The following is a 12169-nucleotide window of genomic DNA, read 5'->3' as shown; positions in this document are numbered from 1 at the left end:
AAAGTTAGCTGCATCACTAATCTGAGAAGAAATGATGAAGATCACATGAGAATAGGGTGAAATTGGAAATGAAAGGTTATGAAAAATAACAAAAAAACCCTTGATCTTTACCAGAAATACAGATATCCTTGACCTGTACTATGTGTTTTTTTGTCTAATATAATCTTCTTTTTTTTGTGAGTTGAAGAATAAGTACAACATGTTGAATCTTGTGTATAATTTCACAATTTTGTGGAGCTTCATAAGTGGTTATTCCATTTAAAATACAATTTTCGCATGACAATATAAATTGTTGTAGAATGCTGGAGTAAAAATTCAAATAAATTCGCGAAGTTAACATTTGTCGTCATAATGGATAAGACCTCATCCATATTTTTAATTAAATGCATGTTGTAATGATCCACACGAATGGCTGATGCGAGCGAAACCGGAAGGGGTAAAGACATGAGCAGTATTCCCAAAATCGTCATCCTTGGCGCGGGTTATGGCGGAATCCTGACAGCCCAAAGGCTTCAGAAAGAATTAAATTATAACGAGGCCGACGTCACATTAGTGAACCGGCATGATTATCATTATATAACTACACATCTACATATGCCGGCAGCCGGTACAGATACAATTGAACACGCAAGGGTTTCCATTTCGAAGCTGATCGATGAATTCAAAATTGATTTGGTCAAATCGAATGTGAAAGAGATTCGTTTACAGGATCGCAAGATCATTTTAGAGGACGGTACATTATCCTATGATTACCTTATTATCGGTCTAGGCGGTGAACCCGAGACGTTTGGCATTCCAGGTATGCTGGATCACGCAATGACTATTCGCAGCATTAACTCGGTCAGATTGATCCGTGAGCATATTGAGTATCAATTTGCCATGTACAAAAATGACAACAAACGTAATCGAATCAACTTCGTTGTAGGTGGGGCAGGCTTCAGTGGTGTCGAATTCGTAGCTGAGCTTGCGGATCGTATCCCTAAGTTGTGCAAAGAATTCGACGTGAATCCCAAAAATGTGCACATTTATAATGTGGAAGCAGCGCCTTCGGCTCTTCCGGGCTTCGATCCGGAACTTGTCGAGCATGCAATGAACGTGCTGAAGAAAAAAGGAGTTACCTTCAAGATCGGCGTTCCGATCAAACAGTGTCTACCTGACGGAGTTATTGTTGGCGAAGGGGAAAAGATCGATGCTGCTACCGTCGTTTGGACGGGTGGTATTCGAGGGAATGCATTGTTGGAGCAGGCAGGTCTTGAAGTTATGCGTGGACGGGTAAAGGTGGATGAATATCTGCGTGCACCGGGTCATGAGGATGTCTATGTGATAGGAGATAACTCGCTGGTATTCAACAAGGAAGGGCGTCCTTATCCTCCGACAGCTCAAATTGCAATGCAGCAGGGAGTGAACTGTGCGATTAATGTCGTTGCAGCCATTCGCAAAAAAGAGCGGCAGCCTTTTGTATTTACGAGCAAAGGTACGGTGGCATCCCTAGGAAAAGGTGAAGCAATTGCTGTTGTAGGCGAAAAGAAATATAAAGGCTGGAAGGCAGCACAGCTGAAGAAGCTGGTTGATCTCCGATATTTGTTTATTATTGGTGGCATTCCCCTGGTTCTGAAGAAAGGGCGGTTCTTTGGATGAGACATTGCAGTGTTCAAGTTCGAGGGCTATTAACACGGGATGAGCTGGATCGGTATAACGCCTTAATGCAGGTTGGGGGGTATCTGGAGGATCAGAATCAGTATGATCTAGCCTATATCGTGCAAAAAGAAGTAGATATTCTTATTCTGCCTGCAATCGAGCGCCTTAAGGAGAAGAGCCGTGACCGAGATCGTGCAACGGCTGAGTTTCTGGAGTCATTGAAAGCGATTGATGATGAGGATTGAATCGTGTAGCTTACAACCGATACGAGTAAAAAATAAAAGCACCGCGTTCCATTCTGATGAAGGATGGCTTCGCGGTGCTTTGTGTATTTTACAGTTTCAACATCTCTTCCAGTGAAGACTCATTCAGCAGACTACCAACATAGAAGGAGCCGAATTCACCATAACGAGCACTTACTTCATCAAAACGCATCTCGTATACGAGTTTCTTGAATTGCAATGCATCGTCCGCAAAGAGGGTAACGCCCCATTCCCAATCGTCGAACCCGACGGAACCGGTAATAATTTGTTTAACTTTGCCTGCATAGCTGCGACCAATCATGCCGTGACTGCGCATCATCGTACGGCGCTCATCCATGGACAGCATATACCAGTTGTCATTCAACTCGCGTTTTTTGTTCATTGGATAGAAGCAAATATATTGGCGTTGTGGCAGGACAGGTTTCAGGCGAGCGATGATCTCTGGGTTCTGCATTGGATCTTCGCCTTCCTTGCCAAGGTAGTTACTAAGCTCAACTACGCTGACATAGGAATAAGATTTAGTCGTATATTGAGCGAACATCGTTTTGTTGAACGCATTTTCAACCGCCTTCAGGTCTTCCAGTGTCTCACGCAGGTGCATCATAACCAGGTCAGCTTTTTGTCCAACAACGGTATACACGACGGTGCTTCCTTTGGATGAATCCTCGACCTCTTTCCATTCTTTCCAAAATTCTTGAAGCTCGTCCAGAGCGACAGCGCGCTCCTCGTCGTCGGCTGCTTTCCAAGCGGCCCAGTTAATAGATCTGAAATCATGCAGGGCGTACCAGCCCTCTAGAGTTGATGCTGCTTCGTTCATGGGTATTGTTCCTCCTGCAGAATATATTTCCAAATCCCTATAAGAGGTTGCTCAAAAGTCTGCTTTGAACACGCATAATAAGGGATGGTTAAGTTCTTAATCGTTTACATTGTATCCCAACAAGAAGCAGAAGGGCAAATGAACAGAACGTGAAGATAGGAAAATTTGTCCAGAAAGTTCGTTGCTTCGCCACATTTTTTACGGTAAACTAACTACGAGTTAGACAGTAACACGAGTCGGTCGAAAGATGAGGTGAACGTCACCCGATGCAGTTTATACCTGTGCTGGTATTAATGGTATTATTTTTCGTAATGATGTTCGGGATCGGTTTCATTCTGAATATGTTGATGAAGACAACCTGGTTTCCCTCATACTTGTTTGTGATCGTCATTCTGCCTGTGGTCGTGTATTCGTTATGGGATCAGACTGTGCCGCTTACGTCACATCTAGGATCATTTCAGATCGTAGATTATCTTACAGGTGTGGCTGGACTTGCTGGAGCAGTCATCAGTGGTTGGACCATACGTAAACTCCGTCTAGGCGGGTACAAAATGTTCTAAGAGATGTTGTTTTAAGAGAACGATCAGGAAGCGTTGAATACGGATGTAGATGAAAAGCTCTGACCTTTGTCGTAACCGCTTACGTGGGCGAAAGGTGGGGCTTTTTGGCTTGGCTAAAGATCCTGTTCAAAAAGGTCGGTTTTCAGTACCGAGAAGATGGGATGAAGGTAGAAATGGAGTAGCGGAGCGTAGATGGAGCTACGTGAGCAACGGATATTTCGGCTGAATCCCATAATCGACGCTGAGATGCCGCTCGCGCATCCTTCGTAATCAAAAGCGGGCTTTTTGAACAACCTCTAAAAATGTGGAATAGTGAAGGGAGACAACTCCATACACATGGAAGAGCATGTTCTCAAGATGTTCGTTTGTATTGTCACCATTTGATTTTTATATTATTCTAGCAACTCTACGAAAACGTGAATGATGTCGACGTAGGACGAAACGGAGCGAGAATGGGTTCGTTTTTTACCTGTTTTTGAACATTTGATCATTCTATATTTGTGATAGAATAGATAAACACACTTTTGGCGTTGTTCGAAAGATCCGCTTTTGAACACATATTTTAACATGACTTTTGGGGAGAAGGAGATCAAGCCATGCGCATGAAGAATCTGCTGCATTATACTGAACATCATCGATACTGCGTATACAGGGAGTTTGGACTTAGTGCCCTGGATGACCGTATGCTTACCGGAGCGTACCAGCCAATGGTAGGTGCCTTTGCGGTTGGCTTGTATCGGCTGTTATTTCAGCATCTTCCCGGTGAACAGGTTGGCTATTCCCCCCTTGAACAACAACGAAGATTGTTCATGACACTCGGGCTTGAGCCCAGTGAGAAGGGGCGTAAATATTTGATTGAACAAGCTTCCAAGTTGGAAGCCGTAGGTCTGCTTCAGACCTCGCGTTTATATATTCCGGAAAATGATGATTACATTTATGAATATGAGCTACAGCCACCACTGTCGCCCTCGGAATTTTTCCGTACACAGCATTTGACACTGCTGCTCCGTGACAAAATTGGCAAGTTTGCCGTGCTTTCCCTGCGTTCTGGATTCTCTGCAGTAGAGAATGGCGATGCGCCTTATCCGGCAGCGAATAAAGAGAATATTTCCGTACCTTTTTACGATATATTTGAACTCAATACCCATGTCATTGATTATGAGTTGGAGCAAGCCTTGTCCGAAGTATCTACTTCGGCTCAGCGTAGCGGGACAACCCTTGCTGCAGAAGAGAACAGTTTGAATTATGCCGACATTATTTTACGTTTTCCACGCGAATCTGTGAATCGGCGTCATGTGGAGAAACTGAGATTTGATCATGAACAGCTTGGCATCGTGAATTATGTTGTGAACAAGTTCAATCTCAGTGTGCAGGATGTATGCCGTTTATTGGATGAAGATGATATCTTCAGTCCACAGGGACAGTTACTTCTAGATGATCTTCAGCATAAGGCGAGTTTGCAGTTCAGACAGACGAAGAAACGTCAGGAACAGCAGACCGTGCAGGCAGCGAAGGTCGTTGCACTTCGCCAGCATATGGATGAGCCAGAACAGCAGAACGATTCGGAGGAACCACCTGTAGAGCACGTGGTACAGATGGAATATTACGTTGAAGTCCCTCCACAATTCGCAACCAAATGTGACATTCACCAATATAATATGATGTTGCGTAACGAACCATATACACGGCTTCTTCAGACATTCTTTCCTGGAGCCGTACCGGATAATCTAGTGGATATCTTCGAGAAAATTGATCTAAGCTACAAGTTGCCGGGAGAAGTCATTAATGTACTGATTCATTACTTGATGCAGCTGCTTGTCTCTGGCGGTGAGCAACGGATCAACCGTAATTTTGTTGAGGCCATCGCGTCCAACATGTTGCTGAAGCAAGTGAATTCGTACGAGAAGGCGGTTCAGTATATTCGCGATCAGTCGAAGGTGAAAGGCAAGCAGGCTGCTGGTGCAGCTGGGACCCGTACCCGTACATACGGCAAAGGAGCCAAAGCCAAGCCGGAAATTCCGATTGTGCAAGATATGACAGCCGACGGCGATGCCGTGTCTGAGGAAGAATTTGAAGAGATGATGAGGTTCGCTCAGCAGATGCAGGCGAATAAACAAAAAGGCACTTCATAACAGCGCGTGTTTAGTCTCTAATAGATATGGATAAAGGCGGGTCGCTTGAGAAAGATGACCTGACATACTCCGAGAGCAGCCAATACAGCCCTTCAACTTCCTGGTGGAAGTGAAGGGCTGTATTTTTCACTGACGTTGATGCAGGTGTGCTGAATCTATATCTCAGACAATCTCATATCATGCTACCTCAGAATTGTTGTCGCCTGATTGCCTGCGTAGTCTTCAATAACCAGCTTCAATGAGCTACTACTGGATGAAGGGGTGAAGGTCAGTTCACTGAGCTTTGTTCTACCTCGAATGATATACGGGAACTTCTGCGTAACATAAGTGACTCCGAATTCACGTGCTACCCCATTTTCATACACATAGATTTTGTACCAGTCCTCCAAGTCAGGCAGGGCAAGTGTGTATTTGCCGTCTTTTATCGTAACTTTATCTTTAGGGTACGGAGTAACCTGGAGATCTGCTAGTTTGCCAGTATAGGTTACCGGAGCATGATCGCCAACGGCGATATTTAATACGTAATGTTCCCCATTGGTCGGAAGTCCTGTCAGTTTGGCAGATGGTTTGCTATTTTTAATTTGGAGTGTCTTAGTAAAAGGTTCATTGGTATATTCCGTTTCCAGTGTAAGCTGGATGGAATCATTACCTTTAGATTTCTTAGGTTTCTTCCAGCTGACGACAGCATCACCGTTCGACTGGAACTTCACGTCAATATCTTGAACTGCAGTATTCAAATTATAAGGTAGAACGGCTGCTTCACTCTCGGTACCGTCTGCCCCAACAGCTCGTATGGATAGTTCACCAGACCGCTGTTTCAGTGATTTAATGTAAAACGTGGAATCATAAACACCGCCGACAAACACACCATTTTCATATATATTGTATTGTTTGACCTCTGAATAATCCTTTATGTCCCATGCGACGACCAGTTCATCGGTGTTGGTTAGCGCTTTGGTAATATGGAATCCAGTTGGAGCGTCGGGTACAATCGCTGAACCGTCCGTAATTCGGATCTGACCAATGTTCATCTGATAATTTTCAATGGTTGCATGGTTCGGATCAAAGGAAAGTCCGAAAGCGGCAATCGTCTTACCTTGATATGCATTTAAATCCAGTGAAACAGTCTCCCAGCCTGCGGTACGTTTACCCGAATTAGGGACATTAACGTAGACTACGTTCTCGGGTTCGTCTTGGAAGATTAACCCTACGCGTAGAGAGGAAGCATCATCAGTAGACGGCTTGTTATATGTCAGATCCAGTTTCGATTGCGCGTTGACGGAAAGATCAGTTTTATACAGACGAAGGAAGTTGTCTGCGCTGAGTGTACCGTTTACCACAAGAGAGCTGCCACCTTTGAATGCGCCAATGGCGTCATAGTTATATCTAGCGCCTTTTTCATAGGTTGGACCATAGTCGAAATCTACACTGAGTTTGCTACCCTGACTATCCATCCACCATTGCCAGGTGACAGGAATGTCTTGAATGTTGATATTGGACCACTCTTTATCATTGGATACAGCACCATTCAGATAATATTGTAGGCCGTGCCCAGTATTGAAGCTGGTTGCAAAGTTGGAGCCGTCGATGACAGAGCGCTCGGTAAGGTATGCGGCAATACCATCCCAGTTGGCACCAGATGCATACACATCCGATAGGTTAGCTGTGGCGTTGCGTCGTGCATTCGTAGGATCCTGATTCGGACCAGACCACCAAGCACGATCACGAACAAAGGTCATCCATTGGTACTCATCCTCTGCCCGATGATTGGTGCTACCGTCGCCCATCTCTTCATCTAGCGCGTTATGGGTGAAGTCCGCACCTAAAGTTGCAATGCTGTTCATCGGTTGGCCGTTCTCATCCAAGTTGTTACGTAGATCATAGGATTGCTTCCAGCGTCCAAACTTGTCATGTCCACCTTCGACACCGGCAAATACCGTTTCCAGTGGATCAAGTCCTAGACTGATGGCATGGTCGCGTGAATCGCGAAGCATATTGTGGTTCCACACATAATTCAAAAAGATGGAATCAGAGACTCTGCCTAGAATCGAATCCTGGACAAAAGGGCTGTTGAGTCCGTTGAATTCGTTCTGATACTGGATTTTTCCAGTTGTATTAATAGTGGAATCGTACCACTGCACATATAATCCTTGATCTCTTAGATACTTCATGAATTTTTTGTACGATGGGATGTCCTCTGGAGCTACACCACGGGCAACCTCCTCCTGATTGAAGAAATATCCGTCATAGTTGTAGTATTCCGCCATCTCGGCTAATTTCTCAGCTACAGGGAAGTTACCGTTTTCGTCTTGGATCAGCATTTGTTTATACGTCTGAGGGCCACGGTCATTATCGGAGAAAAAGATGTTGGCAATGGACTTCACGCCATTCTTATGAGCTGCGTTGGTGTAAGCTGGGTTGGGAATGTTCAGAATGCCAAATTCAAAATACTTTTCCGTCCATTCCTTGCTTGGGTCGTACAACTCTTCAGGAACTCCAGCTGACGCCATGCCGTGCCAGTAGCTGTAGTAGTCCGTATATTGCCAATAATTAAAGAGGTATTGACTGAATTCGTTGGTATATGGCGTGCTATCAAAGAACGCATTACCATAATCACCACTCATCGTGAATAGTTGGGTGTCCGGACTAAGTTCGGGATAAGCTTGTGTGGCAGCGAATGACTCATTCCGCGGTTGCAAGGGAACATGGGCACGAAGTAGTTCTCCATAGATATCACTTTCGGGTGTCCAGTTCAGAATCTGAGCAGCGGTATACCCATGCTGATAGGGCTGATTAACCCCTTTGGCACTTTCGCCAGTATAAGGGAGCGTGTCTCCTGCATACACAGACGAGGCTAGAACCTGTCCGAGTAGTGCGGTTGTGAGCATCATGGACGTTACTTTGGGCATAAAGCCCTTCGGTTTGATTTTACGTGTCATGCTGTTCCTCCTTCAAGTGGAATGAATGTAAGGTTTTCTTTTACAGAAAGCTAAACTTATGGTTAACGATAGTGCATAAAAGCGTTTTCAAATAGGGCGAAATTAAAGAAACACATGTATAAATTAAAGAAAAGTTCAAGGTGTCCGGTCTATGTCAGGGGGCGAATGATATAATTCAATACAGAAAAACAGCATCGGAGGGAACTCGTGACTTGAAAATTGTTAGCGTTTACAATAATTTCTTCAAAAATAATATGTTTATGAAAATGCTGTTAATCTTCTCGATGATTTCGATTGTTACGATCATAACGCTGTCTTATCTTATCTTTCTATCTGTATCTGATTCGACGATTCGCCGGGAGCTGGCCATTCAGAAAGCCGCGATGGAGCATGTGGATCGAACCATTCATCAGCAATTTGAAGCGGTGCAGAACATGGTGAGGGACATGCACCAGAATGAGGCGTTATCCACCAATATCACCTACCTGATGAACCACACATATGCGGAGTATGTTCAACATTTAACGAATGGTTATTATGCCAATCAAGATGATTATTCGGCAGATGTGCTTAAGCATTTTCAGAATATCATGGATCGCAATGCAGAGATTAATCATCTGATGTTATACAGTGCTGAGCAGCAGGACTTGTCTGTCTTTAATCAAAACAAACCGTTCCGCAAGCTGAGCACCAATGCTGCTCACTCTTATATCCCTGACGTGATGGCGATGGAAACGCCTAATATCAGTGCCCCGAATCTATGGATTCGTAAAGAGATCAAGCAATGGGATCCTGCGCTGTATGCCATTCGTGTTCCGATTAATGACTCGCATACGCTTCGCAATCTCGGGCAGTTTCTCGTGTTCTTTGATTCAAAAGGAATCGGTAATGCGCTCGATAACTATGACAGCAATCTAAAGGGAGACATCGTGGTGCTATCAGCCAAAGGCACCGTGTTATTTGACTCCAATAACAATTATTACGGGAAGAAATACCCTTATGTGAATATGGCTGATTCACTGTTTGACCAGACAGATATGGACGAGATGAAAAAAGAGCAGAACATGTATGTCAATAAGTTCGTCTCGGCAGATCAGGGCTATGTGGTCATTGGCACGGTTCCTGTGGAAGAAATGGCTGAAGCTTACGCGGGGATTCGAAATACCATCGTCTCCATTAGTATCGTGTGTCTTTTGTTCGCTGTACTCGTTCCCGCATTTTTCATTATCAACTTTGCGAAGCGTACCCGGCGGATTATTCGCTTTACTCAAAAAGTAAAATACGGGAATTTGCAAGCGCGTATTGATGATGCAAGGGATGATGAGCTGGGACAAATTTCGCATAGTTTCAACGATATGTTGGACGAGCTCAACCTATATATTGAGCGAGTGTACAAAGCTGAGATCAAACAGAAGGAGACCGAGCTCGTCGCGCTACAGGCACGTATTAATCCGCATTTTCTTTATAATACGCTCGAAGTCATTAGGATGAGAGCCATATCTCAGGGGGCTAAAGATGTGGGTGAGATGATCTACAGCTTATCTGTACTGTTCAAGAGCTTGGTACAACAGAAGAAAAATTACACATTGAAGGATGAGATGGAGGCTTGCCGTCTATATCTGGAGCTATTTCGTATCCGCTACAAGGATATATTCATCTATACAATCCAGATGGATTCTATTTTTTATCAGCATCCCGTGGTCAAGCTTTCTCTACAGCCAATTATTGAAAATTATGTCGTTCATGGAATTCGTACAGAACGCTCTGACAATCGGTTATCCATCGTTGTGCAAGAGAAGGGCGATATCGTACAGGTAGAGGTCAGGGACAACGGAAAGGGCATTGAGCCTTCACGCCTGACAGAGATCATGGAAGAGTTGGAGCGTCCCGAAGAGTCAGGTCAGATGTTTGGACTGCGAAGTGTCCATAGTCGATTGCGCTACTTATACGGGCCCGAGTTCGGAATTACGATTGAGAGCACTTTCGGAGAAGGCACACGAATCACGGTGCGTTATCCACATACAGAAAGGGCAGGTGTGTAATATGTATAAAGTATTTATTGTAGATGATGAGCCATTCATCATTGAAGGGTTATACGATATTGTGGACTGGTCTTCATTCGGGATGGAGATTGTGAACCATGCGGGAAATGGGCAAGCAGCCCTCGAGGCACTATCTTCTCAATCTGTGGATATTCTCATTACGGATATATCGATGCCCATGATGAATGGCTTAGATCTAATTCGCGAAGCAAGACGACTGCAGCCTGAGGTTAAAGTGATTATTCTCAGTGGTTTCAATGAATTCGAATACTTAAAAGAAGGCATGAAACTTGGCATTGAGAATTATCTGCTTAAACCAATTAATGTGGAAGAATTGGAATCGACACTGGCCAATACGGCTTCCAAACTAGATCGTGCCGTTTCACCTAAACTAAATAATGACGCCTATGGTATCCAGATTCTGAAGGACAATATCCTGCACCGCTGGTTAACAGGGCAGATTGCAGATACTGAATTTGAGGAACGTGCTCGGTTTATGAACATTTCGCTGGGAGCCTCATATGTTGCTGTTGCCATCCTGCGTAACAAGGATCAAGGGTCAACCTCAGACGTATTTGAACAAGTAGAGCAGTTGCTAAGGGAGAAGCCTTATTTCAGCGTGTTTCATGATATAGATGGAGATGTTGTCATTGTCGCCAATGTTGATGGAGATGATGAGCAGAAGTTGATGGAGAGGATAAAGGAATTATATCAAGCAATCTCGGTAACACATCCTGCACTGCGGATCGGGATGGGACGATTGATGCAAGGGTTATATCATGCGCCGTCCAGTTATGCAGATGCCAAGACAGCACTTCAGTATGTCATGATCTATCCCGATCTGAAAATTATTGATTATGCCGTGTTAGACAAATGTGAAAATCAGGCAGCTACGTTCTTTATTGATTGGAGGGATTATGCCAAGCTTATTCTGTCCCGCAATGTCGAACAGCTTGCTAACCGCATTCGCACAGATTTTGAACAACACCGTGATGGACTTACGCCAGGGGAGCTTCAGAATACCGCACTGGAAGTAGTTATTCGTTTCAAAATGGAGTTAGAGGCGATTAAACATTCGGATGAAACGGCGATGTATCAAGAGGGGCTTCGTCTTGTATTAGATAGTGATACCTTTGATGAACTGGTGTTAGCCATTCAGCAGGTGGGTCTAAAGACCATTCAATCCTTGCTACAGGATTTGAAAAATCCGATCGTGAATCAGGTGCTTCAGCATATCGACAAACATTACGCAGACGAGCTCTCCTTGAAGCTGCTAGGAGCCCATTATCATTTGCATCCCGTGTATCTGGGGCAATTGTTTCATAAGGAGACAGGTGAGACATTTGCTGAATACCTCAATAAGTACCGGATTGAACGTGCGAAGGAGCAATTACGCAATTCCAATCTGAAGGTTCATGAGATCGCCCGGAATGTAGGGTATTGGGAGACCGGATATTTCTACAAACAATTCCGCAAGTATGTGGGAATTTCACCGACTGATTTTAAGGTGTTTGGGTAATGCAGAATTAGAGAATTAAGCTGCGAAGTGACAGAATAAAAGAGACATTCAGATAAACAGTGGCATGAAAAGAATGAGGTGCCCTATGTTACCTGGCATGTCTCTTTTGTGTAAGCGTTTTATTAAAATGAGGAAAAATTGAATGATATGATCTGTTTCTCTTTAATTTGTACCTCGAAACCTTAAGTTTATCTTCTTTTTGTAAATGCTTTCATTCGATAAGGTTAATGTAGTTAGTTTGTAACGCTGAAGGGAACAC

Annotated in this window: 8 protein-coding genes; 6 read left to right on the top strand and 2 right to left on the bottom strand. The window is 44.1% G+C overall.

The window, feature by feature from the left end; translation table 11 throughout:
• Positions 1–444: 444 nt before the first annotated feature.
• Together V6W81_RS23740 and V6W81_RS23735 are read left to right on the top strand one after the other, a co-directional pair.
• Positions 445–1638 carry an NAD(P)/FAD-dependent oxidoreductase gene (locus tag V6W81_RS23740; RefSeq protein ID WP_338540577.1) on the top strand — a complete coding sequence of 398 codons (1194 nt, stop codon included), beginning with the start codon at positions 445–447 and terminating at the stop codon, positions 1636–1638.
• Positions 1635–1883: a hypothetical protein gene (locus V6W81_RS23735; protein WP_145049658.1), complete on the top strand. Its 249-nt coding sequence runs from the start codon at positions 1635–1637 to the stop codon at positions 1881–1883. Before V6W81_RS23740 ends, V6W81_RS23735 begins: the two co-directional genes overlap by 4 nt.
• 88 nt (positions 1884–1971) lie before the next feature.
• On the opposite strand, the gene hemQ is transcribed toward V6W81_RS23735, so the two are convergent.
• A complete protein-coding gene (gene hemQ, locus V6W81_RS23730; protein WP_145049660.1) occupies positions 1972–2718 on the bottom strand; it encodes a hydrogen peroxide-dependent heme synthase in 747 nt (248 codons plus the stop codon).
• Between the two features lie 266 nt (positions 2719–2984).
• On the opposite strand from hemQ, the gene V6W81_RS23725 reads away from it, so the two are divergent.
• Both V6W81_RS23725 and V6W81_RS23720 read left to right on the top strand, forming a co-directional pair.
• A complete protein-coding gene (locus V6W81_RS23725; protein ID WP_128103429.1) occupies positions 2985–3278 on the top strand; it encodes a YuiB family protein in 294 nt (97 codons plus the stop codon).
• 596 nt (positions 3279–3874) lie between these two features.
• Positions 3875–5410 carry a helicase DnaB gene (locus V6W81_RS23720; protein ID WP_145049662.1) on the top strand — a complete coding sequence of 512 codons (1536 nt, stop codon included), beginning with the start codon at positions 3875–3877 and terminating at the stop codon, positions 5408–5410.
• A 182-nt stretch (positions 5411–5592) separates the two neighbouring features.
• On the opposite strand, the gene V6W81_RS23715 is transcribed toward V6W81_RS23720, so the two are convergent.
• On the bottom strand, positions 5593–8349 hold the full coding sequence (locus tag V6W81_RS23715; RefSeq protein ID WP_338540576.1) for an endo-beta-N-acetylglucosaminidase: 2757 nt from the start codon (positions 8347–8349) through the stop codon (positions 5593–5595).
• Between the two features lie 212 nt (positions 8350–8561).
• Here V6W81_RS23715 and V6W81_RS23710 point away from each other — a divergent pair, with 212 nt between their 5' ends.
• Positions 8562–10391, top strand: a complete 1830-nt coding sequence (locus V6W81_RS23710) for a sensor histidine kinase (protein ID WP_430700917.1) — start codon at positions 8562–8564, stop codon at positions 10389–10391.
• 1 nt (position 10392) lies between these two features.
• A complete protein-coding gene (locus tag V6W81_RS23705; protein WP_338540575.1) occupies positions 10393–11910 on the top strand; it encodes a response regulator transcription factor in 1518 nt (505 codons plus the stop codon).
• The last annotated feature ends 259 nt before the right edge of the window (positions 11911–12169 follow it).

Source organism: Paenibacillus tundrae (genome assembly GCF_036884255.1).
Taxonomy (GTDB): Bacteria; Bacillota; Bacilli; order Paenibacillales; family Paenibacillaceae; genus Paenibacillus.
Note: the sequence above shows the minus strand (reverse complement) of the source record. Positions and strands in the feature narration are given on the sequence as shown.

Excerpts from the sequence above, each read along its gene's own strand:
- V6W81_RS23740 (WP_338540577.1), top strand. The coding sequence starts at position 445 with ATGAGCAGTATTCCCAAAATCGTCATCCTTGGCGCGGGTTATGGCGGA.
- V6W81_RS23735 (WP_145049658.1), top strand. The coding sequence starts at position 1,635 with ATGAGACATTGCAGTGTTCAAGTTCGAGGGCTATTAACACGGGATGAG.
- hemQ (WP_145049660.1), bottom strand. The coding sequence starts at position 2,718 with ATGAACGAAGCAGCATCAACTCTAGAGGGCTGGTACGCCCTGCATGAT.
- V6W81_RS23725 (WP_128103429.1), top strand. The coding sequence starts at position 2,985 with ATGCAGTTTATACCTGTGCTGGTATTAATGGTATTATTTTTCGTAATG.
- V6W81_RS23720 (WP_145049662.1), top strand. The coding sequence starts at position 3,875 with ATGCGCATGAAGAATCTGCTGCATTATACTGAACATCATCGATACTGC.
- V6W81_RS23715 (WP_338540576.1), bottom strand. The coding sequence starts at position 8,349 with ATGACACGTAAAATCAAACCGAAGGGCTTTATGCCCAAAGTAACGTCC.
- V6W81_RS23705 (WP_338540575.1), top strand. The coding sequence starts at position 10,393 with ATGTATAAAGTATTTATTGTAGATGATGAGCCATTCATCATTGAAGGG.